Origin of the sequence: Paenibacillus tyrphae (genome assembly GCF_024158745.1) — a bacterium.
In the GTDB taxonomy this organism is placed as follows: domain Bacteria; phylum Bacillota; class Bacilli; order Paenibacillales; family NBRC-103111; genus Paenibacillus_G; species Paenibacillus_G tyrfis_A.
Map to the genome: position 1 here is coordinate 157,974 of NZ_JAMZAW010000014.1, position 24,019 is coordinate 181,992.

At 44.5% G+C, this 24,019-nt stretch carries 29 protein-coding genes and 1 pseudogene; 15 read left to right on the forward strand and 15 right to left on the reverse strand.

Annotated elements, in window-relative coordinates; all coding sequences use genetic code 11:
- Positions 1 to 15: 15 nt before the first annotated feature.
- On the forward strand, positions 16 to 1,098 hold the full coding sequence (locus tag NI000_RS21470; RefSeq protein ID WP_253413453.1) for a serine hydrolase domain-containing protein: 1,083 nt from the start codon (positions 16 to 18) through the stop codon (positions 1,096 to 1,098).
- Here the strand turns inward: NI000_RS21470 and NI000_RS21475 are convergent, their stop codons facing one another.
- A complete protein-coding gene (locus tag NI000_RS21475) occupies positions 1,099 to 1,578 on the reverse strand; it encodes a hypothetical protein (RefSeq protein WP_253413454.1) in 480 nt (159 codons plus the stop codon).
- Between the two features lie 130 nt (positions 1,579 to 1,708).
- On the opposite strand from NI000_RS21475, the gene NI000_RS21480 reads away from it, so the two are divergent.
- Complete coding sequence (locus tag NI000_RS21480) at positions 1,709 to 2,161, forward strand: macro domain-containing protein (RefSeq protein WP_253413455.1); 453 nt, start codon at positions 1,709 to 1,711, stop codon at positions 2,159 to 2,161.
- Between the two features lie 54 nt (positions 2,162 to 2,215).
- Here NI000_RS21480 and NI000_RS21485 read toward each other — a convergent pair.
- A pseudogene (locus tag NI000_RS21485) lies at positions 2,216 to 2,501 on the reverse strand (ankyrin repeat domain-containing protein); the annotation flags it as partial.
- A 228-nt stretch (positions 2,502 to 2,729) separates the two neighbouring features.
- Here NI000_RS21485 and NI000_RS21490 point away from each other — a divergent pair.
- Entirely contained in the window at positions 2,730 to 3,476 is a 747-nt protein-coding gene (locus NI000_RS21490; protein ID WP_253413456.1) for a DUF1266 domain-containing protein, read from the forward strand.
- 135 nt (positions 3,477 to 3,611) lie between these two features.
- On the opposite strand, the gene NI000_RS21495 is transcribed toward NI000_RS21490, so the two are convergent.
- Positions 3,612 to 4,037 carry a hypothetical protein gene (locus NI000_RS21495; RefSeq protein ID WP_253413457.1) on the reverse strand — a complete coding sequence of 142 codons (426 nt, stop codon included), beginning with the start codon at positions 4,035 to 4,037 and terminating at the stop codon, positions 3,612 to 3,614.
- Between the two features lie 221 nt (positions 4,038 to 4,258).
- On the opposite strand from NI000_RS21495, the gene NI000_RS21500 reads away from it, so the two are divergent.
- The 3 genes from NI000_RS21500 to NI000_RS21510 are packed head-to-tail and all read left to right on the forward strand — an operon-like array spanning position 4,259 to position 6,231.
- Positions 4,259 to 4,951 (forward strand): hypothetical protein, encoded by a 693-nt coding sequence (locus tag NI000_RS21500; protein WP_253413458.1) that lies wholly within the window; start codon positions 4,259 to 4,261, stop codon positions 4,949 to 4,951.
- Positions 4,952 to 4,986: 35 nt separating this feature from the next.
- Entirely contained in the window at positions 4,987 to 5,532 is a 546-nt protein-coding gene (locus NI000_RS21505; protein WP_253413508.1) for an SUKH-3 domain-containing protein, read from the forward strand.
- Between the two features lie 45 nt (positions 5,533 to 5,577).
- Positions 5,578 to 6,231, forward strand: coding sequence for a hypothetical protein (locus NI000_RS21510; RefSeq protein ID WP_253413459.1), 654 nt, complete (start codon positions 5,578 to 5,580; stop codon positions 6,229 to 6,231).
- Between the two features lie 188 nt (positions 6,232 to 6,419).
- Here the strand turns inward: NI000_RS21510 and NI000_RS21515 are convergent, their stop codons facing one another.
- Positions 6,420 to 6,701, reverse strand: coding sequence for a hypothetical protein (locus NI000_RS21515; RefSeq protein ID WP_253413460.1), 282 nt, complete (start codon positions 6,699 to 6,701; stop codon positions 6,420 to 6,422).
- A 100-nt stretch (positions 6,702 to 6,801) separates the two neighbouring features.
- On the opposite strand from NI000_RS21515, the gene NI000_RS36980 reads away from it, so the two are divergent.
- The 4 genes from NI000_RS36980 to NI000_RS21535 all read left to right on the forward strand — a co-directional run bounded on the left by NI000_RS36980 (position 6,802) and on the right by NI000_RS21535 (position 9,941).
- Positions 6,802 to 7,449 carry a CPBP family intramembrane glutamic endopeptidase gene (locus tag NI000_RS36980; protein WP_253413461.1) on the forward strand — a complete coding sequence of 216 codons (648 nt, stop codon included), beginning with the start codon at positions 6,802 to 6,804 and terminating at the stop codon, positions 7,447 to 7,449.
- Between the two features lie 276 nt (positions 7,450 to 7,725).
- Positions 7,726 to 8,262, forward strand: a complete 537-nt coding sequence (locus NI000_RS21525; protein WP_253413509.1) for an RDD family protein — start codon at positions 7,726 to 7,728, stop codon at positions 8,260 to 8,262.
- A 26-nt stretch (positions 8,263 to 8,288) separates the two neighbouring features.
- A complete protein-coding gene (locus NI000_RS21530) occupies positions 8,289 to 8,717 on the forward strand; it encodes a DUF2262 domain-containing protein (RefSeq protein WP_253413462.1) in 429 nt (142 codons plus the stop codon).
- Between the two features lie 444 nt (positions 8,718 to 9,161).
- Entirely contained in the window at positions 9,162 to 9,941 is a 780-nt protein-coding gene (locus tag NI000_RS21535) for a polysaccharide deacetylase family protein (protein ID WP_253413463.1), read from the forward strand.
- 17 nt (positions 9,942 to 9,958) lie between these two features.
- Here the strand turns inward: NI000_RS21535 and NI000_RS21540 are convergent, their stop codons facing one another.
- From NI000_RS21540 to NI000_RS21560, 5 genes are read right to left on the reverse strand one after another with little or no spacing between them, the layout of a single operon-like run.
- Positions 9,959 to 10,747 (reverse strand): class I SAM-dependent methyltransferase, encoded by a 789-nt coding sequence (locus NI000_RS21540; RefSeq protein ID WP_253413464.1) that lies wholly within the window; start codon positions 10,745 to 10,747, stop codon positions 9,959 to 9,961.
- A gap of 42 nt (positions 10,748 to 10,789) precedes the next feature.
- A complete protein-coding gene (locus NI000_RS21545) occupies positions 10,790 to 11,182 on the reverse strand; it encodes a GNAT family N-acetyltransferase (protein ID WP_253413465.1) in 393 nt (130 codons plus the stop codon).
- A gap of 42 nt (positions 11,183 to 11,224) precedes the next feature.
- Positions 11,225 to 11,581, reverse strand: coding sequence for a hypothetical protein (locus NI000_RS21550; RefSeq protein WP_253413466.1), 357 nt, complete (start codon positions 11,579 to 11,581; stop codon positions 11,225 to 11,227).
- Between the two features lie 50 nt (positions 11,582 to 11,631).
- Positions 11,632 to 12,231, reverse strand: coding sequence for a hypothetical protein (locus NI000_RS21555; RefSeq protein ID WP_253413467.1), 600 nt, complete (start codon positions 12,229 to 12,231; stop codon positions 11,632 to 11,634).
- A 25-nt stretch (positions 12,232 to 12,256) separates the two neighbouring features.
- A complete protein-coding gene (locus NI000_RS21560) occupies positions 12,257 to 12,679 on the reverse strand; it encodes an NUDIX domain-containing protein (RefSeq protein ID WP_253413510.1) in 423 nt (140 codons plus the stop codon).
- Positions 12,680 to 12,853: 174 nt separating this feature from the next.
- Between NI000_RS21560 and NI000_RS21565 the strand changes: the two genes are divergently transcribed.
- Both NI000_RS21565 and NI000_RS21570 read left to right on the forward strand, forming a co-directional pair.
- Positions 12,854 to 13,450, forward strand: coding sequence for a LysE family translocator (locus tag NI000_RS21565; RefSeq protein WP_253413468.1), 597 nt, complete (start codon positions 12,854 to 12,856; stop codon positions 13,448 to 13,450).
- A 6-nt stretch (positions 13,451 to 13,456) separates the two neighbouring features.
- The gene (locus tag NI000_RS21570) at positions 13,457 to 14,233 is read left to right on the forward strand and encodes a helix-turn-helix transcriptional regulator (RefSeq protein ID WP_253413469.1); all 777 of its coding nucleotides are present in this window, start codon (positions 13,457 to 13,459) and stop codon (positions 14,231 to 14,233) included.
- 84 nt (positions 14,234 to 14,317) lie between these two features.
- Here the strand turns inward: NI000_RS21570 and NI000_RS21575 are convergent, their stop codons facing one another.
- From NI000_RS21575 to NI000_RS21585, 3 genes are all read right to left on the reverse strand, one after another.
- Complete coding sequence (locus NI000_RS21575) at positions 14,318 to 15,295, reverse strand: ABC transporter substrate-binding protein (RefSeq protein ID WP_253413470.1); 978 nt, start codon at positions 15,293 to 15,295, stop codon at positions 14,318 to 14,320.
- A gap of 51 nt (positions 15,296 to 15,346) precedes the next feature.
- Positions 15,347 to 16,651 carry an NtaA/DmoA family FMN-dependent monooxygenase gene (locus NI000_RS21580; protein ID WP_253413471.1) on the reverse strand — a complete coding sequence of 435 codons (1,305 nt, stop codon included), beginning with the start codon at positions 16,649 to 16,651 and terminating at the stop codon, positions 15,347 to 15,349.
- A gap of 354 nt (positions 16,652 to 17,005) precedes the next feature.
- A complete protein-coding gene (locus tag NI000_RS21585; protein ID WP_253413472.1) occupies positions 17,006 to 17,836 on the reverse strand; it encodes an AraC family transcriptional regulator in 831 nt (276 codons plus the stop codon).
- A gap of 198 nt (positions 17,837 to 18,034) precedes the next feature.
- Here NI000_RS21585 and NI000_RS21590 point away from each other — a divergent pair, with 198 nt between their 5' ends.
- Positions 18,035 to 18,520, forward strand: coding sequence for an NTF2 fold immunity protein (locus tag NI000_RS21590; protein WP_253413473.1), 486 nt, complete (start codon positions 18,035 to 18,037; stop codon positions 18,518 to 18,520).
- Between the two features lie 262 nt (positions 18,521 to 18,782).
- Here the strand turns inward: NI000_RS21590 and NI000_RS21595 are convergent, their stop codons facing one another.
- The gene (locus NI000_RS21595) at positions 18,783 to 19,994 is read right to left on the reverse strand and encodes a macrolide family glycosyltransferase (RefSeq protein WP_253413474.1); all 1,212 of its coding nucleotides are present in this window, start codon (positions 19,992 to 19,994) and stop codon (positions 18,783 to 18,785) included.
- Between the two features lie 293 nt (positions 19,995 to 20,287).
- Here NI000_RS21595 and NI000_RS21600 point away from each other — a divergent pair, with 293 nt between their 5' ends.
- Positions 20,288 to 21,190 (forward strand): methyl-accepting chemotaxis protein, encoded by a 903-nt coding sequence (locus NI000_RS21600; RefSeq protein WP_253413511.1) that lies wholly within the window; start codon positions 20,288 to 20,290, stop codon positions 21,188 to 21,190.
- Positions 21,191 to 21,337: 147 nt separating this feature from the next.
- On the opposite strand, the gene NI000_RS21605 is transcribed toward NI000_RS21600, so the two are convergent.
- On the reverse strand, positions 21,338 to 21,814 hold the full coding sequence (locus NI000_RS21605; protein ID WP_253413475.1) for a hypothetical protein: 477 nt from the start codon (positions 21,812 to 21,814) through the stop codon (positions 21,338 to 21,340).
- 509 nt (positions 21,815 to 22,323) lie between these two features.
- On the opposite strand from NI000_RS21605, the gene NI000_RS21610 reads away from it, so the two are divergent.
- Positions 22,324 to 23,181, forward strand: a complete 858-nt coding sequence (locus tag NI000_RS21610) for a stalk domain-containing protein (protein ID WP_253413476.1) — start codon at positions 22,324 to 22,326, stop codon at positions 23,179 to 23,181.
- A 113-nt stretch (positions 23,182 to 23,294) separates the two neighbouring features.
- On the opposite strand, the gene NI000_RS21615 is transcribed toward NI000_RS21610, so the two are convergent.
- Positions 23,295 to 23,918: a hypothetical protein gene (locus NI000_RS21615; RefSeq protein WP_253413477.1), complete on the reverse strand. Its 624-nt coding sequence runs from the start codon at positions 23,916 to 23,918 to the stop codon at positions 23,295 to 23,297.
- Positions 23,919 to 24,019: the final 101 nt, after the last annotated feature.

The following is a 24,019-nucleotide window of genomic DNA, read 5'->3' on the forward strand; positions in this document are numbered from 1 at the left end:
TGGAGTGATAAGCGCATGAATAAACAACGTGCTCAGTTACGGATGGAGGAGCATTTTCGCAAAGTTGTACGGAACGACCGGAAAATCCAGAATGCCTATCTGCTAGTCCATTCGGAAAAGCTCGGCATTCATCTCAACATCGCGGAAGGCTCGACCGGGAACCGTCCTGCCCATGCCGGGCAGCGTTATTTTATTGCCAGCGTCAGCAAGCTGTTCACCTCGGTGCTAACGGTCCTGTTGGTTCAGGAGGGAAAAGTCTCGTACGAGGACCCGATTCAACGGTATGTGGATACAGACCTGCTGCACGGGCTGCATGTCGTTAAGGGGAAGGACTACACCGGCGAAATTCGAATTAAGCATTTATTGGGCCACACCTCCGGCTTGCACGATTACTTCGAAGACAAGCCGAAACAGGGGAAGGCGATGATGGAGCTTATCTTGGAGGAACCTTCCCGTTTCTGGACGCCGCAGGAGGTGATCCAGTGGTCCAGGGAAAACCTGCCGTCCCATTTTCCGCCGGGGCAAGGGTTCCACTACTCGGATACAGGGTACCATCTCCTGGGACTCATGATTGAAACGGTCACATCGCTCCCTTTACATCAAGCGCTCCGGCATTACATTTTCCAGCCTCTGGGGATGAAGCATTCGCATCTGGCCCATCACGGAGAGCCTATTGCCGAGTCTGAACACCCCATCGCCGACTTGTATATTGATAATATCAGAGTGACGGACTATTCCAGTCTTAGCGTAGAATATGCGGGCGGCGGAATCGTATCTGCCTCCGAAGATTTGCTCACCTTTGTGAAAGCGTTGGCGAACCATGAACTGCTCCGGAAAGACAGCTTCGAGAGCATGAAGGTCTGGTCGAAATTTGCGATCGGCATTGATTACGGCTATGGCCTGGTGTCGTTTCGTACCGTTCCTCTGGTCATGCCCAAAAAATACAACATGTGGGGGAACTTCGGGTCCACGGGCTCGTTTATGTTCTACCACCCGGCGTCGGAGCTTTATTTGATCGGCAGCCTGAACCGGTTCGGCTCTTACGGCAAAGCGATCAGGCTCATGCTGAAATGCATCGATATTGCTGCCAAGGGGTGACTACTTTTCCGGCGCGAACATGACCAGCGGCCCGGTCATCAGATCTTCCAGGGAGCTGCCGTCGTTTAATGCATTATTGATGGCGTTAAATTCCGAGCTTTGGAATAAAATGTTTTGAATTTTCCCGTTGTCGATCTCTCCGCTGAACTTGTCCGCCACGACGCCTTGAATGACCTTATAGACCCGATTGTTGGAAAGCAAAGCCTTCTGCTGCGTATCGTCAGGAAAAATAACGATCATTTCGTCCGAATATTGAACCTCTTTGACGATCATCCGGCAATAGACCGATGGGATCAAGCAGTACAGCTCCCACGCCAAACGCTCGTCCTCGGTGTATTGACTGATCTTTTCGATGATTTCCTCGTGGCTTTCCGAATCGGCATGCTCCATGATCTCGATCGCGTGACGGATGGATTGGATAAGCTCGTTCCCTTGAGCCTGAGGCTGCTGCTTCTTTTTAAAAAGATCGAAAATTCCCACGGTGTCTCCTCACCTCATGAAAAGTTATGTTAGTATTATATCGTCCGGATGGAGATTCTTGTTAATATTTCCGTTTGCGGAACGTAGTCGATAAGGCTGCAAAGTATTTTAACCGAAGGAGAGGGTTTGCGTGGCAGTAACGATCATTGCGGGAGATTTGCTGGAGGCTAAGGAAGACATCGTTGGTCACCAAGTCAATTGCCAAGCCGTGATGGGCTCGGGAGTAGCGAAATTATTAAAGACGAAATATCCGAACCTGTATACGTCCTACCTGGATTATTGCAAAGATAAGGCTCCGGAGGAGCTTCTCGGAACCCTTCAGCTTGTAGCCGTGCAAGGGAAGTTCGTCGCGAACATCTTCGGTCAATTGACCTATGGCCGATCAAAGAAAGTGTATACGGATTATGCCGCGCTAAAAGAGGCCCTGCTCTCGTTAAAAAACTATGCGAAAGAGCACGGTTTGACGGTGGCGCTTCCCTATGGGATCGGCTGCGGGTTAGCTAACGGATCTTGGGAGATTGTAGGGAAGATGCTGGAAGAAACGTTCGAAGATTATGAAGTGACGCTTTATCAAATCCAATAAGCGCGTTAAAGAGAAAAGGAGCGGCGCTTATCGCACAAGCGCTCCTTTAACCTCCAGAAGCAGCCGGATGACCTCCGGGTCCCGTTCCCCCGCTATCGCGGCATGCAGCGCGGTATTCGAAGGAATGTAAGAAATTTTGGAATGCGACACGGCATTCACATCCGCACCATAGTCCAGCAGCACCTGCACGGCGGCTTTGCTGCCGAAATGCGCCGCGAACCCTAAGGGAGTTAGCCCGTCGCTGTTTTCCGTATGGGCGAGGCTCGGCGTCTTGTAGCCGCGAGGCATCTTCCGATTGTACCGCTTGAAATACGTCGTCAATGCTTGGAATTAGCCCCATTCAATTCTCCTCCATGTCCGCAGGTCCAGGAATATCTCCCGTCCGTTCTGTTCTTAACTTATCACACCGTGTGCAGCATACGCTTCATGCCGTCTCCTGCTCTAAAAGTGTGTGAAAATTTACATAAAAATGGAAAAGTGCGCATCCGATATATGTACCATGAGATGACGCATCTCTATGAGATTGGGCTGTACGGAAAAAACTTTTCAGAAAAGGTGTTGTAAAAATATGAAGATTGTATTGATCGTCATAGTGTGCATCATCGCGGCCGTAGGCGCATTACTGCTGTGGAGCAGCCGCCTAACCGCCAAAATGAATAAGGAAAGAAAAGAGCTGGAAAACAAATACGAGCTGTCCAAAGACAAGCGGCGATTGCTTGCTTACGGCGCAATCCTTGCCCTGTACAGGACAGAATCGACGCGGGTTCTTGAGATCAAATGGGATCGCGAGGAACTAAGGCAAGGACTGGCGTCCGCTTGGGGAATCTCCGGCAGAGACGATGCCATCGATATATTGGAGTGGTTGATAAATGAAGGGCATCGAACAAGATATAACGAAGTCTATGCGGCTTTGAAATCGGGCGATCCGATTGTGGAAGAGGAACTTGGCAAATCCAAGTCGTGTTATGAAGAAGCTAAAAATGTCATCAAAAGCAAGCTGAATTTTACCGACGAAGACTTCAACGCGATTGAAACGATTGCCGCGTGGGATTACGATCGCGCGATCAATATTGCAAGATGGAGCCATGCCTTGGATTACATTACGGAGGAAGAGGCATGGGAGTATATAGAGGAGGCGGCTAAGAAAGCCAGCAAAACGTTTCTGGACTGGAAATATTACTATATCTCGTTTGCCTTCGGCAGGGCGATTGCTTACGAAGGAAGCATTTACGATACAGTATGGGAGGCCAAAAGAGATCTGTTCGAAGACCCTAACAGCGTCTGGAATGAATTCCCGTTTAGGCTGAGCGCTTAAGAGTGCGCGCCCACCGGCCCCGGCGTTGAGTCGAAAAGCGACTCTAGCGGCGGGCTTTTTTGTCAAAGAAAAAAACTCTAACGGATGACCCGCAAGAGTTTTTTCCAATGATGATTCCATTGACAGCAATCTGCGTCATACTCCAAAATAAATTTTGGCAGCGGCGATGTCGGCATCATATTGAGCCGTGATCCGATCCAGCTCAAACTGATCGAAGGCATGATTCCAATCGTATGTCAGCAATTTGTCCAATTCCGCTTTGTACGAATTGAACGTTTTGTAATGTACCAGATTCAATCGCGGCTCGCCGTATCCCGTACCTTTAAAAAATACGGTCCCCGTCGCGATATCAGCGTAGTATTGTTTATAGTGTTCGTCGAGCTCCCATTGATCGTAGGCATGGTTTAAATCAATGGTCAACTGCTTGTCCAACGCGGTTTTGTAAGTTGCAAACGAATTATAGCTGTGCAAATTGACCAAAGGATGAGCGGAAGCGGCGGACGTAACAAAAAGAGACGCAGCAACTACAGTCGATAACAGCAGCGATTTAAAAGTTTTCACTAGGAATCCCTCCAAAAATTGTATATTTTTGCTACAATGCAATCATATAGTACGAGAGAAGCAGAGACAATACATTTACCAAAAATTAACAATTGGTACACTAGAACACGGATGCGTTAAAATGAATACTGGCCGACGAGACGGACAATTCCGATAAAATAGAGAACGAGTGTATTGAAATTTTGTGAATAATGGGGAAGGGCTAACCTACGGTGACTTAGATGAAGCTGCATTTCATAAAGAAAGAAATCAACCTGCCAACCAAAAATTATACTGTTTTCATCCCTAACTTTCCTACGGATAACATGTTCGCTCTCGAACATAGTTGTGGAACTTTTATGTTGTTCGGAGACCAGAAATCTCTGCAATATTTGGCGTGCTTATTTCTTGCTGCAAGTATCCATCGGGACAAGATGATCTATGTGCCGGTCACAACCCGGCTGCTCCCCCAAGATTTACAGCATTTCTCCGCCTATAACAAAAATCTGGACATGGTATTCATGCATCATTCGGTCCAGTTCAACACGAAGCTCTGGAAAGAGATGAAGCAAAGAATGTTTAGAACCAAAGGGGAGCCGAAAAGCTTCGAGTGCAATCCGCGTCAATTTTCAGATTTGGGATATGAGGATTACAGCCCGTTTACCTATGTGGAGAATAAAGACACAATTTTGATAAAAAAATACGCCGACACCTTGTTTTTTTACGGAAGCAAGAAAGCATTCGAGTTTGCTTCCGGAGGCTTGGAGCCGCTGTCCAGAACCGGGGCTTCTTATTTTATACGAAACGGCGGGCATGATCACGATCATTTAGACCTTTTTACTCCAAAGCATCAAGGCTTGTGTGTTGATTTCTACGATGAGGCGTTATGGAGTAAATTGAAGGACGATCGTCAAATAAGGAAGGAAACCGAATGACACCAGATACTCATGAACTCGGCAGACGGGAACAAATGATATTGCTGCTGAAAAAAGCGGGATGGTATGAAGGCAGACATGTGGATATTTCAGGCTTTGAGCTTCGATGCAAGGAAGCGGGCATCGATTTATTCGATAGCGCGAAAGCGTTTCTTCAAGAGTTTTCCGGAATTGACGACAGCGTTTATTTTAAATATCATCCGGACGAACCGAATAGCCGTTTTGCCGATGATTGGCATGACTACACGTTTCATTTCATTCCGGATGCCCTTAAAGAAATTGGCCGCTATGAGGATTATAGGGCTATTGTGAGCTTTGCGGGCGAGGATTGCTTTTGTCTAGGCGAATCCGGGTATTATTACCCTGCTGTCGTGGCGATTGGGCGATCCGGCAAGCTGTATTTTAAGCACGACTACGAAGGCAAGGTTTATGTCTTTGATACGCTGCTCGACAGCATGGAGCACGAACTCGATGGTCATGATCTCGTTATCTCGACGCTGTACGAGAAAAATGAAGTTTTGCTTCCTACCCTATGGGGAGAACGCTTGCTTCCTGTCAAACGACCGAATCCTTTTGCATAAGTTGTTGTACGAATACGACTACTACTTAACTTACGAGGGTGAATTATGCGAAACCAATTTCTAGCTAAAATTTTCTCTGCGATCTTATCCCTATTCCGAAAGAAGAGAGTCACTCTTCAGATCCCTTACGAGGTCGATCTTGGAGAGGTACAAACCTTTCACTTCATCAAGTTCGTAGATGTTTCCTACGATGAAAATAAGCTTACTGTAAAATCCAAGGATGCCGGGAGCCTGTGGCTTGACTCCAAAGGCCGGTATCGTGCCGAATATACCGAAGGACCCATGCAAGGGCACATTTGGGTGTGGGACGGGCACCTGTTGCAAAGGTACTCCCCGGAAACGAAAGAATTGAGCGTCTATCCTTATGATTCCTATCCGACCCCTTACGCTTTTTTTGATCATGAAGCGTTAGAAACGACGATGCGAAATATCCAGAACAATAGCTTTGTGCCGACAAATGAGCCAAGAACTTACGAGTCGGTTACGACTAGCAATTATGTGAAAGTTCGACTAAACGAAAGCCAAACGTTGATTGAATCCATACGGCAATATAGCGAGGAGACATTAACAGGGGAATATGACGTTGTAGCAGAGGAGCATGTTCTAAAGCCCAATTCCGACATATTTAAGATTAAATTATCGGGTGAGTCTAAAGTTGTGTATTATGGTAAATACCCGCCGCAACAAGAGCGAAATTAGCTTCTCCGGCGGGTATTTTGCGAAACCTCTTGGGATATCTTTAGGACATCCAACGCTGCTCACTGTCCATAGTTCACCTCTGTTCCCGACGATCATTGCGGCTTATAGGTATATTCGTAAAAAGTCTGCAAATAGTTTGCACAAGCAAAGAAAAAAAGAGGGGCCGTCGCCTCCTCTCGTAGTATTACCTATTCCATGACAAGCTTAACCACGGCATTGTAGAAGTTTTCCGTAAAGAAATATCCCAACTTGCTCAGCAAGATTCCTTCCGTTGGAGGGAGTAAATGATTGAAAGATTCGAAGCTTTCCTTATTGCCAATCTCATAAACCGTGCACTTTTCCCAGGCACGATCCATGGACGGGAAGTTTTCGCACGGGATGACCAGCACTTCGGTCTTTCCTTCCTCCTCGTCGGAAGTCATCAGAATGTAAAAGCAGTTATTTTTCTTGAGGTAAGTGATGTCCTGCACGGCATTGGCCCTCCGTATATCTTGATTATGGACGTCCCGAAACCCCGGGATGTGGTATAATTTTACTACAAAAACAAATCCATAATAAAGGAGTTTATCGGTGAAATCGGAGGCCAAGATTCGACTGCTACTGTTGGTCAGCATTTTACTCGTTACCATTTTCCCGCTGATCGTGAATTCCGTTTACCTGTTTACAGGCGCAAAAAGCGGCACACATCCCAATTTTGTTTATAGCATTCTATGGGAAATGCTTTCGCTTAGCCTGCTTTATTTTGTCCTGCATAGGCAAGGACGCAGCTTGAAAGACATTGGTTTTCAATTTCGTAAAACGGATATTTTTCACGGGATATTGCTTTATCTGGTTTTGTATTTTGTTGTTATTATAGCTGTTACGATTTCCCCTAGTTTTTTGCAGGCTCCCCAAAACGTCGATTTTCTACGAACGAAAATGACCGTAAGCTATTTTGCATTCATCGTTATCAATCCTTTTTTCGAAGAATTAATTGTTCGAGCTTATACGATGACTGAGCTGAACTTCTTGATCAAAAAAGAAGAAATAACCGTTTTGGCCAGTACGATTATTCAAACTTCGTACCACCTGTACCAAGGCTTAATCCCCGCGCTGTATACCGGAATCGTATTTTTTGTGTTTTCAATTTATTTTGCGAAAACAAGGAAGATCGTTCCTGTTATCATGGTACATTTGCTTTTGGATATGACGGCAATCTCCCAACTGGGGAAACCGTAACAACGCGGCCATAAACGAAACTCGATCGGATAAGTAAGCATAATGGGAAAAAGTCCGTATTTGGTTGTGATGGGTCAAGAGTTTACCGGATATCGTTTACAGCGTACCGGCTACATCAGAGTCCGGACACCCGCATGGGACGATTTTCCCGCCACACCATTGTTGGTAGGAAAAATAATCGATTGGTGCTATTCGGAGAAACAAGAGATTGTATTGGTTGACTGGAAGGGCGAGTTATTTTCGGGTGATTGATGAGGAGGAAGATTGTTGATCAACATGGATTCTGTATCGGAGAATGTATCCAACGGATCGCCTCCGGCTCCAAGACCATGGGTCCGGTTCTGGGCAAGAAGCTTCGATGTTTATACATTTGGCATTGCTGTCGGTATCCTATGGGCTCTTATTGATGCGGAAAGTCTGGATCATGTAAACAATACGTTGCTATCGGTACTGTTAACCTTTAGTTGGTTGTTTGTAGAAGGAGCCTGCTTAGCCATCTTTGGGACGACGTTGGGGAAATGGTTATTGAAGATTACCATTTTAAATCATCAAGGACAGAAATTAACGCCAGCCCAAGCGTTTCAGCGCAGCAGATTGGTTTGGTGGAGAGGGACGGGACTCGGTATAGGAATACCCCAATTAATAGCGTGCATTCTTGGCCATTCTCGACTAGTAAGAGAAGGAATGATAACGTGGGACCGAGATATGGGCAATACGATCGTCCACGGAGAAATTAGCTGGTGGAGAGGCTTGATTGTCGGAATGGCGCTGGTATCGACGTTTGCATTCAGTGTATATGGTTATTTCCTATGAAATAATAGAACAGGAGAACAGAGAACATGAACAATGTAGAGATCCGCGATGAATTCTGGGGTGTTATCATTAAAGACCGGGATATGGATTTATATACATGCCGGAGGCTTTTGAAAGGAGAGGAGATCGAGGTTGCCTTCATGCCGGATGAAGACGATCTGCATGAAATCATAGAGAATGCAAAAGAAATTTTTGCTCGCATAGAAGAGAACGATATGGCATTTCGAGAGTATGCCGCCGATGAAGTGCTGAATCATTATCGGGAATACATAGTAGAAGGTACAAGTATAACGAAGGAACAGATAGTGAATCGAATGCAGCTCGAGTCTTTTTCCGTCGGTTCAGGGAAAAGCTTTGATTTGAGCTATCACGACGATGGCATTTGCGGCAATCATATCATTATGGTGTTTGTCGATGAACATGGAGAACCTTGCGGTGTAGATATTGCGGGATAAGGGATGACGGGAGAGGGGCTCAATCAATGGAAGTACCCCATGACCATGTCCACTGCCATGTACTCAAGAAGAACAATGGCAAGACACAAGAGGATGTACATCCTTAGTTTGAAAGTACCCCATTTGTCCTGCCAGTACTTCCCCCTAAAAAATGAGATGAAATTAGGCGTAAAAGAATATTTGACCGACTCGTCAAAATCTTCCGGATCGGAAAAAATCAGTTTATAAATGAAACGATATACCGGGAAATTAAGAATGACCAAAATAAAAATGAATATGGCGTGCCAATCCATATCACCCCTCCGTTCCTTACAAGTTCTATACGAGAAAAAGGAAGGAGGGGTTACATAGTTCTACAAATTTCCAACCAAATTTTAGGTATAATAGGGTTGATTACCAAAGATTTCGCTCGTCCTTAAATTCATTTGTGGGGAGTGATGTGGTTTGACTACTGCATTTTATCGGGATCAAGTCGCTGTTTTGATGTATCATCATGTACATGCAACGGATGAGGGAGGGATTACGATTACCCCCCAATTATTCAAAGAGCAGATCAGTCATCTACAGAATCTAGGGTACCATTTTATTAGTTTGCATCAATTAAAACATTATTTGAACGGCAGCCCTATTCCACACAACGCGGTATTGCTTACATTTGATGATGGATATGAGAGCGTTTATGAGAACGTATATCCATTTATAAAACAGCAGCATATTCCGATAGTTAACTTCATCATGACGGAAACCTTGCCCGAGGCATCACACCTGCCCCCAACGATGACGGCGCAGCAATTGTCCATCATGAACAAAGAAACGGATTTGGTCGAGAACCAGAGTCATACGGATGCTTTGCATCACAAAACCAACAACGATGACCCTGATGGGGACGCGTACTTCACTTCCAAACTTCCTACTTCAAACGGAACGATCGAAACCGACGAGCAATACCATGCCCGGATTGTGGAAGACGCGAAAAGAAGCAGGCAGCAGTTGCATCCTGTGAATAAACATGCGGTGGATGTCGTAGCTTACCCTTTCGGCATATATACCGATACAGCCATTCAATATTATCAAGAAGGCGGGTTTAAATACGGATTTACCATCGTTGAGGCCATGGCAACCCGTCAAGCGGATCTGATGAAAATCCCGCGCATTAACGCGGGCAGCCCTTGGATCGCCCCGGAAGATTTGCATGCCATTATTCAAAGTAAAATTGTTTCCTAAACGCCGGAAGTACAAACTTAAACCGTGACCCGTATCAGATAGCGTTCAAACGTGACGGGTAAGCCCTCGTTTACGGTGTTTATTTCGAATATCCGCGTAACTTCGGTGAGGCATTTCTCCATCACCCATTCGTAAATGGAGGGTGCCTGACCGAAGCAGCGCATCCGGATCACATCAACAGGCTCATGGAAGTATTCCATACTTCTCATCGTTTCAATCTCGGCATGTCCCAGGCCGCCTTGCTCAAGGCGCTGTTTGAGATTATCAAGGATGGGAGTCCCCGCCGAAATCGGCTCGAACAAGTTCGGGAACCATTCCGAGAGTTCCGCAGCTATACCGTCCCCCGGATGTAATCCGAGAATCTTTCCTCCTTTTTTTACCACTCTTCCAACGTCCAGATAAGAGGAGGTTGGCCCTCTGCGATTATACGCGACATCAAATTCATCCGACTCGAAGGGGAGTCTGTGTTTCGTATTTCCCGTAACGAAGGATACATTGGAAAGATTCGCTGCATTCCCTGTTTTGATGAAGTCATTCGTAATATCCAGACCAGTAATATGTTTAACTAGGGGACTCCATTGGATCGTAAATTCTCCGTGCCCGCATCCGATGTCCAATACTTTCCTGCCCTGCACCGCTTGCGCTACTTCTTCTGCAAATAGGGCTTCGGCATTAGGCTCGGCGATTGTGGAGTGCCACGAAAACGAATACTGCCCTTGTAATTTTCCAAGTTGTGCATACCATTCGATAGAATGAGGACGCAGCCAATCCGGGTGGTTTCTAGGGTCTAGTAAGCTTGCACTCATAAAGCACCTCCGAATTTTGGTGTGAACCGCAGGCACAGCATCTTAAGCGCCTGTCATTCCAACTGCAAAAACTTTAAAGTTCTTATTTTCATAGTACGGAACCAACTGTTCTTCACAAAAAAATTGCAGATGCAGGTTGTATTTTTTACAATGCTCTACGAGTAAACGGAAAATTTCGGATCCAATCCCGTTGCTTCTATAGTCCGTGTGGACCCCCAGTCCGCACAAGTAAGCATTGATCATCCCATCGGAAACGATTCTGCCGGTACCAATTAAGCGATTGTCATGGTAGGCATAGATGGCGTACCAGCTTTGCCTCATGGCGGTCAGCAGTCGTTCTTTGCTTAGCTGCAAATATTGATTCCAATCCAGATTCTCGTATAGCTCGTATATCCCGTCTTCTGTCGGTAATTCTGAAACATATCGTATTTCCATAAGATGGTCTCCTTTTTTTTAAAAGCTAATCTCGTGCCGCGGTTACAAACCAGCGGGATTCTTCATCCAATCTTCGATCGTATCCCTGATCTCATACCTGTTTTTGGAGTGCTTTTCACGAATCACTTCCCAATGCTCATTGACCTGCACCAGTCTGTATTGACCGGAGATTTGACCATCCGGATACCATCCCAAGTCAATGATGAGTTTCCCGTTGGCTGGTAACCCCCAAACCCCATCGACAAGCTGCATCCTTGCGATTTGCAAAATATCTTCGGTGAAATACTCCCAATTATCAATAAAACCATCCCCACTCTTACAAGGGATTGGCTCAACATCTGAAAATTTATTAAAGCAAATAGCGTAGCCCATGGGTATTCTTAATGGCATTAAGGACATATCGTAACCTCAATTCAGATTATCATTGTTTTTGTTATGTTGAGTTCGCATCAGGTCTTGATCAATATATACTGCTTATCTTTCAATTCAAACTCATCGCCAAGTTGAAAGATCTTTAAATCAATGATTTTGTGTAATTTCTCATTTTTTCTTTGCTTTTCCTCACCGTCCCAGCAAGTGTATAATTCAAATTGTTCGTGGTCCGAACCGTATTCTTTCATTAGATCAAATAGTTCGCGAATACATTTTACATGCGCTTTGTATTGTTCAGGGAAATTTTCTTTCAGGTTGGGATGTACAGAAAAACCTCCCCAATTCGCTGCAATTTGATATACAAAAGGATTTGTGAAATGCCCCCGTATTTCTCCATTCCATGTCCCTAAATCTTGAATATAAATTCCCGCGGCATCTTCCATCGAATCATACACTTCAATTTCATCTTCTTGGATATGAGAAAGATCGACGATTTGTTCAAGAGGAATGGCTCCCTCGGGCAAATGGGCAGACCGGAATCGGATTGCTTTTGTCAATTTCCCGCTACTCTTATCGGCGGAGGACTTTCTTCTTCCTCTTTCCCCTAAAGGCAATTCTTTACTTGATCCGATATAATGAAACAAACTCATACCAACAGCCTCATTTCTGCGCAACATGATTAAAATGCAAAATTCTGGTCTGCTATTTCCTGGCTGCCGCCGCTCTTTTTATGCTTTCTTTTGTCCAAGGAGGAGCTTTGGGATGATTCATGATTTCCTCGTAGGTCATCCAGTGTACGGCTTCAACCTCATCGGGACTTTTGCGATGCGCTGTACCGCTATCATATTCGCATAGGAAGACCGCATTGATCACGTTGCCCCCATCATCTGTCACGAATGAGGAACTGTATACAAAAGTAACCGAGTCTTTTATCTCGATGCCAATCTCTTCGTAAAATTCCCGTTTTACCGTCCGTTCCAGGATGTCTAGCGTATTTCCTTCGACTTCGACTTTCCCGCCTACAAGAGATAGAGTACCACCGGCATGTTCTTCCTTCATACTTCGCGTAATGAGAAGCCATTGATCCTCCCTGCAGACCGCACCTTCTACGTTTACAATAAACATGGCGTCACGTCCCTTCAAGATTGTATAGTGCTAATTTAGCATTATTTCCCTGACAATGGAATTTTGTTAAACCTATGCCGTTTCATGTTAGGTCATGAATCTGCAATATTATACTATACGCTAATGAAATGTAAGATGTATCATTCATGGGAACACGCCTAAGGAGGTCTTCTCATGAATATTACATCTTTTCTTATATATTGTGTTATTGTCACATTCACGCCCGGGCCTACGAATATTGCTATATTGTCTATGGCGCATCATGTTAAGATGAAAGAGGTTTTTCGATACGTTTGGGGAGTGACTGCCGTCTTCGGTGTGTTGCTTTCGGCTTCAGTGATGTTAAACAGTGCGCTTGTAGCGGTCATGCCGAAGATTTTGGTTTTTATGCAGGTCGTAGGCAGCCTTTATATGCTCTACCTTGCGTATCAAGTGTACAAAATGGATATAGCAGGGGATACCGCCAAACAAGCGGCTACCTTTATGAACGGATTCCTCATGCAGTTTGTAAATCCTAAGGTCTGGCTGTTTACCATGACGGTCATTCCGAGCTATGTTATGCCCTATTACAAATCACCGTTTGTCTTGTCGATATTCGTTCTGATTATAACCATTGTTGCCTTTTTAGCATTAGCCACGTGGGCGATCTTCGGTATAATTTTCAAGAGGTTTTTGCAGAAACATCTAAAGGTGACCAATATCATATTAGCGCTATTATTGGTTTATTCGGCAATCGAGGTATCGGGTATCGTGGAGATCGTGAAGAGGTGAGTGGATATGGATAAATTTGTATATAAAAAATCAGCAGGAGTTACGGCATTATCCGCAAGCTTTAGCGATTTTGAATACAAAAAGCACAGCCATGAAGAATATGCATTGGGAGTCACCTTGCGAGGGGTTCAGCAGTATAACCTGGATGGGAGCTTTCAGTCCTCCTATCGAAACGGGGTGATGCTTTTTAACCCGGAACAGGTTCATGACGGAAGGGCGCAGGATAAGACAGGCATTGATTACGTCATCATTTATATCCATCCTAAGCTTTTTTTAGAGATGCTTGAAAAAAAGGATGTCGTGATGTTCTCTTCTCCCATTGTTTATAATCGCAGGCTTCAGCAAGGCATATTAAATCTGGTCCATGCGATATTCAACAATAAAGCCGAATCGCTGTGCAGCGAGCTGCTTCTGGCTCTTGCAGATCACTTTTCCCAAACGGAAATGAGCTATGTATTCAAAAAAAATAATGCGCTGATGAAAAAAGCAAAGGAAATGATCTATTTCAGCCTGGACCATGTGCTAAAGCTTGATGACATCTGTAGAGAGTTGGATATGTCCAAATTTCAGTTCATCCGGGCATTTAAAGCGGACACGGGCATCTCCCCGTATCAATTTTTCTTAAACTGCAAAGTCGAGCATGCCAAGCGGCTCATCGAAAAAAACAAGGATATTTACGCCGCGGTAACGGAATGCGGATTTGTCGATTTATCTCATATGAACAGGCACTTTAAAAGTATGTATGGCATAACGGCATTCGAGTACATGTCAGGCATAAGTTAAGCCTTGAAAGCTTATAGAGAAGGGGAGGCAAGAACATTTCTTGTCATCCCCTGAACGAGCGCATTGCCATTCTGCTCCGTACCATTACTTTTCCAGGTGCTTTTGCACACTTTCCAAAAATTTGATTCGACTGTAAGCAGGACCACCTTCCATAAGCGGATCTACCACGTTGACATATACGCGATTATGTTTAAAGGCGTTGATGTTTTGGATAACGGAATTGTTTTTCAAGTCTTCAAACGCATTTTTCGCATCTTGATTTTCATTCATAGAGAATTGCACAAATAAATAATCCGGGTTCATTTCCGCCAGCTGCTCGACAGAGATCGCTTCTTGCGTTTTGGCCATGCTTACCTGCTTCGGAACCTCCAAACCGAATTCATCGTATAAGACAGGGTTAAAATATACATCTTTCGGGTAAACGAAAACCTGCACCCCACGAATACGAACAGCGGCTACTTTTTTACCTTGAAGCTTTTCCTTTAACGATGCTTTTACTGCTTGCGTATCTGTTTTATACTGGGATAAAATCTTTTCTGCCTCTGCCTCCTTTCCGGTTAATTCCGCCATTAGTTTCAAATTGGATTCCCAGTCTGTAGAAATGTGCGATACCAAAATTGTGGGAGCGATTTTTTGCAATTTCTCCTGCGCTTCTTTTTGAAACTTGGTTGAACCTAAAATAATGTCCGGCTCCAACTGCAATATTTTCTCAAAGTTCGGCTGCTGTTTTTCGCCAATGGATTCCGAGGCGCCCGTTACCGGAGCAAACATTTCCGGAAACTTCCCGCCGATCGTTATTGCTCCTACCGGACGAACGTCCAGCACTACGGCATCTTCCATTGCTTCCATAGCCCCGGTAATCACAATTTTTTCTGCCTTATGCGGAACGGTATACTTTTCACCGAGATACTCAATCGTTCTTGTTTTGCTTGCTCCTGCATTGTCCGTTTTATTCTCCACTTTGGGCGGCGCCGGTTGTGCGTTGTTGTCTCCTCCTCCGCATGCAGCCGAAACAAGCATGAAAAATGCTAATAAACCAACTAGCATAAGATTTTTATTCATTTTTCTCTTGAACCCCTTATATCGTAATAGAACTTTGGATTATCGAACGTTTTAAATCCCTAGATGATCATGCAAGGTGACACCCGTATATTCGCTTCGGAACAAACCTTTTTCGGCCAGCATGGGCACCAACTCGTCGAAAAATAATTCCAGGGATTGCATCGAGCCTCCCGGAAGAGCGATGAACCCGTCAGCGGCGCCTGCTTCAAACCACATGGTAATCTCTTGCAGCGCGTCCTCGACCGTTCCGACGACCACCCAATGCGCCGAGCCGACGACCTCCGGCCTGGACAACAACGCTTTCACCGTAGGCTGCTGACGCGCAATCAAGCTGCGCAGCAGATCAGCGTGTGTCCGACTGCGAACCGGCTGCTCTGGGTCAGGAAGCAGGTCGGGAGTGACGGGCTGATCCAAAGGCAGGTGGCTGATATCGATGCCCAGAATCGATTTGATGGCTGCATAGCGATGCGCGGTGCTCAAATGGGCGTGCGCCTCCCGATGCAAATCGTACGCCTCCTCACGCGTCTTGCCTAAGAAAAAATACATGCCGGGCAAAACCCGAATTGCGTCCGGATGGCGACCGTGTTCCCCCGCGCGTCTCCTCAGATCATGGCGCAATTCGATGCCTGAAGCGATGTCAGGCGTTGCTGCAAACATGGCATCTGCTGCCGAAGCGGCAAAATTTCGTCCCGACGCCGAGGCGCCCGCCTGAAACAACGGAATCGATCCCGCTTTATAGGCCGGCAAATTGAGCGGGCCTTTGACGCTGAAAAACTCGCCGGCATGATCGATGGGGGTAACCTTCTCCTTGTCGGCAAATTGCCCTGATACACGATCTAGGATCAGCGCCTCATGCGGATAACTTTCCCAAAGCTTGCGTACGACTTCGGTGAGTTCCCGCGCCTTCGAGTACCTTTCCTCCGATGAAGGCATGGGGGAATTGCTGAAATTTTCGACGCCGTCGATGGAGGTTACGATATTCAAGCCGGCACGCCCATTGCTGATCCAATCCAGAGACTGAAGCTGCCTGGCGACCACATATGGCGGATTGAACGTGCTGGAAGCGGTCGTAACCAGCCCGATCCGATCGGTTTCGCGAGCAATGGAGGTCAGCAGAATCGTCGGATCGAGGCTGCCGAAACCAGGAGAATGGTCCAGTGTCTCTACGTTGAGATACAAAGCATCCGGTTTGAAAACAAAATCAAGTTTCACTTTCTCCGCCTTCTTAGCCAGACCGACGTAAAAGTCGCTCGAATATAAGTGTTCCACGCCGCTGTCTGCATGTCGCCAGCCATTCCCTTTCATCCAGGTTGCTGACAAGGACAATCCGATGCAGAGCTGTCTTTTTTTATTCAACTTAATCAACCTTTCCTATATAATAAAAAAGTTTTGTGCCTAGGAAATACTCCGATCAGATGCATGCTCAAGAAGCGAAGATCTGGCAGCTAAGCCTCCTCCATGGCAATGTATTAATAATGATTCTCATTATCAATAAATACTGTAGCAAGGACCGGGGCAATTGCAAATACACAAATCACGAATACGATATGTATCATTATCTAATCCAGGCTTGCTGAGTGAATATTCAGCCGTTATTCGGGGAAGGGGAGCGGCGGGGCAGGCAGGAGAGAATGAGGTGGAACGGAGGCAGCGAGCGCTCAACGCATTCGAATACAGCCAAGTTCATTGGCGCTTGCCTTCTTCAGAAACTCAATATATACGATTATCGAATTGAGAGGTATATGCGGAGGGAGATACACCGAATTTCTTTTTAAATACTCTGCTGAAATATAGCGGATTGGCATAACCGACACTGACAGCAATATCGCGGATGGGAAAATGGCCTGTTTTAAGTAATTCACTTGCTCTTTCCATACGATAATGGATAACATAGTCGATTGGACGGAACCCGGTATATTTGTGAAAGAAGTACGAGAACCGTTTGGGACTCATGGCATGCAGCTCGGCCAACCCGTCGAGTGTCAACGGATTCATATAATGTCCGTTAATGTATGCAACGGCTTCCTCTATCACCCTTTTACTCGGAGAATTCCCACTCTCTCGATGCCTGCAGCCCACCAGAACTTGATGCATGACGCTTAAAAATAATTCTTTGATACGCAGTTTCCCGATGCCCCCAAGCATAGGAGCATTCTGATGGAGCATGCTCAGCAATTCGATCACTCTCGGATTGGCTCCAGGTTCCAGCTTGAAATGAGATCCGCATGCATGATCGCTATGTTCATCGTCTACTTTGTCGAATCTATAAAACAGAGAATAGTACTCGTACTCCGATGTACCTATAACTTGCGCGTCCAGCTGCATGCCTGGAGCCGCATGAAATATGGATCCTGGGTGTAATTCATAACTGGTTCCATTCACACACATTCTAGCTTCTCCACGAATGACAAACAGAAATCCATGCCTGATGGTTCTAAATTCACGTAATATACTTTTCGGCTGGATGACTAAACGGTGGACACCTTCTATATCATAGGAACCGCTAGCAAAGATTTCGGCTAATTTATCCAAATCTATCATGGTTGCACCTGCTTCCTATCCACATGATTGTACAATCTGGGCTGCTTTAGCGGCAATTTCACATGATTAGTTTATCACAGGATCTTAATATGTACGGGGGAGGAATGAAAATTTGATATCCCGTACCGTCAAAGTTTTGATATAGTAGGGTTTGAAAACCTCTTAAATTACAGGGTATAGACAGGAGAGGATCATAGAATGAATGAGCAGCAGTTAAAAGAGCATCTCATAAATTTGGTGCAGAAATACGGTTCTAAATGGAATGAATACGAGGACAGCATTCGAGAACAAAGCGAGACTGAAACAGCGGCTATGCCCGAGTTTGCCGATGCGGAAGAACAGTTTGCATGGTTCAAAGAAAACAAGCCGACGGATTGGCACGAAGAATTGAGTAAATTGGTGGAGCCTCTTTTTGATCGTTACTGTACGGATAAAAAAAGGGTATACGGCGGGAAGAAGGTTCGCAGCTTCGGGTTTCCCGTCAAGTTTAACGGTATTGGCAGCCCTGTCGAAACGAGTGTCGATTTAAAGAACAAAAACCGAGCCGAGGTATATTTCAAAACGGAAACTGCATTCCAGGACGAATATTTATTCATCATGCTGCGTAAGGCTGATCAGTGGAAGATTGATAGCTACAAAGGGCGCAGATTCGGCGATGAGAAGTGGGATAACCGAATTCTTTGACGGCCGTCTGCAGATTTACAAGAATATCCGGAGTCAGCACATGCTTTCGAATCATTTACCCCGCCGTATACTCGTTAGATTATCGCTTAGTCCGCTGGTGAAAACAAAATGCGTTGGCGAGAGAATGGTTATCTTCTTCACCAGCGCATGGAACAGGTTATGGTCAAATTGGTCCAGATTGAGTTAGAGGTGCTCCGTCTAAAAATAGCTCCGCAACACCTGCAGAACACGTCTCGTTCATCAGGACTGGCGATACCTCATCTTAGACCTTGGAAAATAAAGACATGATATGGCTTGCGGCTTCTTTATACCCGCCGGCGTTACGTAAGGAATCTCCGATCCGCTGGGCATGTTCTTTATAAGTAGATTCGTTCAGCACTTGCAGTAAAGCGGACTTCAAAGCTGCAGGCGTAAGCTGACTTCGATCTAAAATAATTCCGGCTCCCAACTCTTCTACCCGCTTCGCAACAATAGGTTGATCCGAGCTTAATGGAATCATGACGAGCGGCACATCATAGAATAAAGCTTCACTTGTACTGTTCATCCCGGCATGGGTAATAAAAGCATCGGCTTGTTGAAGCACTTCCAATTGGGGAACGTACGGCTCAATGATGAAATTAGGAGGAATACGGTCACCCAGAGAGTCCAGATCCGTGTCTTTACCGCAAGATAATACAAACTGAGCCGGGACATCTCGAAAGGCTTCAAAGCAAAGCTTGTAAAACTCAATATCTTTGGTCAAAATGCTGCCCATGGAAATGTATACGACTTGGTCATATTGAGATCGAAGCTGTTCCAGCGGAAATAAAGGAGCGTCGAGTCGTGATGTAATCGAAGGCCCGGTAAATATATAGCTATCGTCAAGCTTATCGGCATCGGGTTGGAAGTCGCGGCTTGTAAATACAACCTTTAACTGACCATACTGGCGGGTAATATCTTCAATGGCAGGTACAGCTACGTTACATTCCTTAGCGACGCTCTGTGCGGTTTTCGTTACTCTTTCATAAAGAGCCTCCACATCTAAGTCACCGGCATCAAAGACTCCTACAATCTTGCTTAGCGGTTCAGCGAAAGCCAGGTTTGTTACGGAGCAGATCGTCGGGATACCTAACTTTTCCCCTAAAATAGCCCCTCCCCAACCGAACAAGGAATCAAAAATCAAGTAATCAAAAGATTCGTTTTCGATCTGCCTCAAGATTTCCGGAATTCGGGGTTCAATAATGCCTCGCAGCATGAAATCAGTGAAGTGAAGCGGGTGCCTAAATTCGGTCGGATTAAAACCAAGCTCCCGAAATACTTGTTCATCCAGTTGATAGGCCCGGAATTGCGCACCGGTCTGGGCAAGTCTGGCCCGATATTCTTCCGAGCACATATAGACGACTTCTTCTCCGTTGTCGACTAGCTGCTTCACCAAGCCTAAGGTAGGATTAACGTGACCTTCCGCTGGAATCGTTACATACAGTACGCGTGCCATGTACTACACCTCCAATATAATACTAAATTAGGGATAAAATGCCATTTCATTATAGATGAGGGAAAACGCAGGAATCAAGCGACGTTGAAATTCTGTCATTTATTGAACAATGAGCAGCTAAGTGTCTAAGAGTTTAGATTAACATTTTCCGCACCGATTTCTTTTTTTTGTCAAAGGAATGTCTAGAAATATCATTTTTTTGAACTTGGGATGTTGTAAAATAGTACTAAAGACTTAAAAGATTAGGCTAGTAGCCTTTGTTCGAATCAAGGAAATGGAGGATTTTAGTGGCCATACATACAACCCAAGTGCTCAATGAAAAAGCGGTGCTTGCCGCTTTAGAGCAATCGCTTGCGATGATTGAATTTAATGTTCAGGGAGAGGTGCTGTGGGCAAATGAGAATTTTGCTCATGCCATGGAGTACTCTTTATCTGAATTAGTCGGGGTACACCATCGGCGATTTTGTACCGAATATTTTGCTAATAGTCCCGATTATGCGTTATTGTGGAATAACCTTAGAAGCGGCAAGATATTTCAAGAGAAGATCATACGTGTAACGAAGAACGGAAGAATGCTTAATCTTGAAGCAACGTATATGCCTATTTTAGATGAACATGGTCAAGTGGGAGCCGTCCTAAAGGTGGCAACCGACATAACGGAACGAGAAGTTGCCAAAGCCCAGTTAACAAGCGATTTGCAAAAAATGTCCGAGGAATTGCTCGCCCGTACAGAGGAAGGCATAACACGCAATCAACAAGTGGCTTCGGCCATTACTCGTTTGATGGAAGAGAATGAGAAAAACCTGTCTTATCTTCATGATTTAGAACAGCAAAATATAGCCGTTCGCCGCATTGTACAGACGATTAGGGAATTTGCATCGCAAACGAATCTACTCGCCTTAAATGCGGCAATCGAAGCGGCACATGCCGGGGAATATGGGCGCGGCTTTAATGTGGTAGCTTCCGAAGTGCGAAAGTTAGCAAGTAGCGTGCAAGAAGCCGCGCAGGAGATTCAAGCTACCATTGATGGGATTGCCAAGCATGTCGATCGAGTCAGCGATGGAACGAAAGCCTCGCAAAGAACAATTGTCGACAGTCAACGTCAAATTCAGCAAGCCGTAGAAGAATTCGCAGGTATTGGTGAAGCGGTTGGCAAGTTGGATGTTCAAGCAAAAACGTTGAGACAATTATCATAATAGTAGAAAATGTGTGTACAAAGGCAAAAGTGCCGCCTCTCTTGTGGGGCGGCTCTTGCTTAAGGGTTCACTAAACTTGCCAATGTAAAAAACCGGAATACGTATAAATCCGGTTTGAATAGTGAAATAATTATTTCTTCACTTCCGTTAGTGATATTCTTTTCCTTGAAATATGACGAATCCTACAGGCTTGTGGGTGAAATGAATAACAGGAGATTGATCCCTGTTATCTTCTGTGGGATATGCATGATTATGATCAATGTATTCGCCTTGCAATTCAATCTCTTGTCCCTCAGTAATGCCATTTATCGGCTCTGCTAATCCCATATTATCTCCATATCGGACAGCGACAAAAGTATCCGAGTTCTTATCAACTAGAGAAGCATCGGCCCCTCTAATGCTAATTAGCTCATTAATTTTTACATCAAAATGCTGGTGCATCGCTCCTCTTCGTTCTCGATCAGGATATACTTTTATAATTGTAGCCTTAACGTGTACCACTGGAGCATGAAGGGACAATGGGTGGAGTTGATGACCATATGAGTCATTGGTGATCGTATGGCCGAAATGAGGGTGTTTCAACAGGTTATGGTGGTGACGATTAAGCAGATAGTGACCTGGCATATTTTAAAACCTCCTTTAATATGGTTACGCGAGGTATTATAACCAAGTATAACTTAATAATTCATATTAGCCGTAGACCCTAGATGAGTGTGCACAATTGTAAGGGATGATTGGAACCCTAAGAGATTCTTTGAACCTAAGAAACCCGCCTAAGAAAGTGCAATATTTGCTCTTTTGGCGGGTCATTAACAGAGCAAATGTTGAAAGGCTTCGACTTTATTCTAAATGCCTAGCCGACTTAACCCCCATGATACTTCCTTATCAGGCATTTTATATGTATCAAGGGGGGAATGGGATATAAATACTACAAATTACTCCCTATGTTTGCAATTTTCGATAAAAATAGTCCTTTTGTATTGGGCTGAAGGATTTATGTCAAGCGATGTAGAATTGTAGGAGAAATGGACGTATTTTACTGGAAGTCATATCGAGATTCCAAGTTAGCTGAAGCTTAGGTATCTACCAACTTAGTTGGATACATAATATTACTTGACAAGGAGAGTTCAGAGATGAAAGTAACTTTAACAAAGAAAGTTTTAGTAAGTACAGTAGCAGCAACATTGACTTTGGGAATAGCCGTAGGTGCCTATGCTGATTCTGCTTTAAAACAAGTCATAGCGTATCAAAACAGTGCTCTTCAGATTAAGGTTAATGGCAAACAGATCGACCAATCCAGCGAAGACGGGACTATGTACCCATTGGTTTATGAAGGACACAGTTACGTTTCTGCCAAAGCTTTAGCAGAGGCTTTAGGTGCAACCGTTAAGTGGAATAACGATACGCAGACTGTTGAAGTCACTGGTAATGGAAATACACCTAAAGAACAAGGATTACCTACTAAGGATAACTCTACAAAAACTACTCCTTCGACTGCACAAACGCCTGCCTCACCTGCGGCTACTTCGGCAGTAATTTCGTATGATAGTATACCGGATCAAGTCACATTGACAAATGACTTCTTAGCTACAGGAGATGCTATCCTTAATGCATTCTTAGCTGCTTTTTCTAGTAATGATAACTCAGCGCTGAAAGAAACCTTAAATAAAATAGGTTATGAGAATAGCACTTATCATGGTCCCGAATTAAACTTTAAAGAAATCTCAGAAGATTTGGTTCAATATAAAAAACGTTATTCTCCCGATGAGATAGAAAAAATTGCTAATGGCGGCGTATTGGCTATTAAAAATAAAGATTATAACATAAAACCTGAGTTAAAAGTGGATAGTGATAAGACTGGATTTTATTTGAGCTATTCCTATGTCATTTATTATAATAAAACTTACTCCACCATTTATGTTAGAGCTAAATTCAATAATGAATTGGTTAAAGGCTTTAAATTAAAAGATATTAGCGTTGGTATAAATTAAGGCATGTATGAACTGGTTCTGTAAAAAATAGTAGATTTTTCTTAAGGTCGCCTCTTTCTCGAAACGTTTGGGATACAAACGAGTTTCGAATTGGCGTCCTTATTTGTATTCACTCATTCTTCAATAACTCTGGTTACCCTGATGACCGCAATTAGAGAAATTCCTTGAAGAATAACTCCATACTTATCCAAGTGTACCGTGAAATCTTTGATAGTTGTTGCTCCTAAGCATCTTCCACACCAGACGTTGCTGATGTATTTTTGACGTAGATCCTCGGATATTTTGAGCCACTTACTTATTGCCAAATAGGAAATGACACCCGAAACATTGTTAAGGCCGTCTTCTTCCTCATTGTAATCTATCCATTTGAGTACAGAATATGAGCCTTTCAATGAATCATGAATTCCCCAGTATTCACCTTGCTCATGGATATACTGAATAGCCACTTCAAAAAAGAAAACCAACAATTCAAAAGGCCAGATCGTACCCTTTCTTCCAATAGATTTCATATCAGAGAGGACCTGCTTAACTTTAGCTACCTTTAGGGCGTAGCTCATATAAAGATGCCTCCGATCGCAGCAACGCGGACAGAAATGATTTTCTGAGAAATCGTTTTCTGTGAACAGTGATAAAGTACTCTTCCCATCTCGAATTTTTTCATGAATATTAAAGTCATAAATCGCGTCTTTATCCGCATTAGCTTCAATAATTATCTGCTGGTCACAAATATCCTCCATATCAATCGATTTCCCGATACATCCCTTACCACGCACTCCACATGTGTTGAGCCATCAAGAGGGATGGTGTCGCGGCTAGCGCTCATTTTCTCGAAAATTTG

Coding starts and splice junctions, on each gene's coding strand:
- NI000_RS21615 (WP_253413477.1), bottom strand. CDS start 23,918: ATGGAGGATATTTGTGACCAGCAGATAATTATTGAAGCTAATGCGGAT.
- NI000_RS21505 (WP_253413508.1), top strand. CDS start 4,987: ATGATATTGCTGCTGAAAAAAGCGGGATGGTATGAAGGCAGACATGTG.
- NI000_RS21530 (WP_253413462.1), top strand. CDS start 8,289: ATGAACAATGTAGAGATCCGCGATGAATTCTGGGGTGTTATCATTAAA.
- NI000_RS21550 (WP_253413466.1), bottom strand. CDS start 11,581: ATGTCCTTAATGCCATTAAGAATACCCATGGGCTACGCTATTTGCTTT.
- NI000_RS21595 (WP_253413474.1), bottom strand. CDS start 19,994: ATGGCACGCGTACTGTATGTAACGATTCCAGCGGAAGGTCACGTTAAT.
- NI000_RS21575 (WP_253413470.1), bottom strand. CDS start 15,295: ATGAATAAAAATCTTATGCTAGTTGGTTTATTAGCATTTTTCATGCTT.
- NI000_RS21510 (WP_253413459.1), top strand. CDS start 5,578: ATGCGAAACCAATTTCTAGCTAAAATTTTCTCTGCGATCTTATCCCTA.
- NI000_RS21540 (WP_253413464.1), bottom strand. CDS start 10,747: ATGAGTGCAAGCTTACTAGACCCTAGAAACCACCCGGATTGGCTGCGT.
- NI000_RS21555 (WP_253413467.1), bottom strand. CDS start 12,231: ATGTTGCGCAGAAATGAGGCTGTTGGTATGAGTTTGTTTCATTATATC.
- NI000_RS21490 (WP_253413456.1), top strand. CDS start 2,730: ATGAAGATTGTATTGATCGTCATAGTGTGCATCATCGCGGCCGTAGGC.
- NI000_RS21605 (WP_253413475.1), bottom strand. CDS start 21,814: ATGCCAGGTCACTATCTGCTTAATCGTCACCACCATAACCTGTTGAAA.
- NI000_RS21585 (WP_253413472.1), bottom strand. CDS start 17,836: ATGATAGATTTGGATAAATTAGCCGAAATCTTTGCTAGCGGTTCCTAT.
- NI000_RS21470 (WP_253413453.1), top strand. CDS start 16: ATGAATAAACAACGTGCTCAGTTACGGATGGAGGAGCATTTTCGCAAA.
- NI000_RS21545 (WP_253413465.1), bottom strand. CDS start 11,182: ATGGAAATACGATATGTTTCAGAATTACCGACAGAAGACGGGATATAC.
- NI000_RS21590 (WP_253413473.1), top strand. CDS start 18,035: ATGAATGAGCAGCAGTTAAAAGAGCATCTCATAAATTTGGTGCAGAAA.
- NI000_RS21500 (WP_253413458.1), top strand. CDS start 4,259: ATGAAGCTGCATTTCATAAAGAAAGAAATCAACCTGCCAACCAAAAAT.
- NI000_RS21525 (WP_253413509.1), top strand. CDS start 7,726: ATGGATTCTGTATCGGAGAATGTATCCAACGGATCGCCTCCGGCTCCA.
- NI000_RS21560 (WP_253413510.1), bottom strand. CDS start 12,679: ATGTTTATTGTAAACGTAGAAGGTGCGGTCTGCAGGGAGGATCAATGG.
- NI000_RS21570 (WP_253413469.1), top strand. CDS start 13,457: ATGGATAAATTTGTATATAAAAAATCAGCAGGAGTTACGGCATTATCC.
- NI000_RS21565 (WP_253413468.1), top strand. CDS start 12,854: ATGAATATTACATCTTTTCTTATATATTGTGTTATTGTCACATTCACG.
- NI000_RS21610 (WP_253413476.1), top strand. CDS start 22,324: ATGAAAGTAACTTTAACAAAGAAAGTTTTAGTAAGTACAGTAGCAGCA.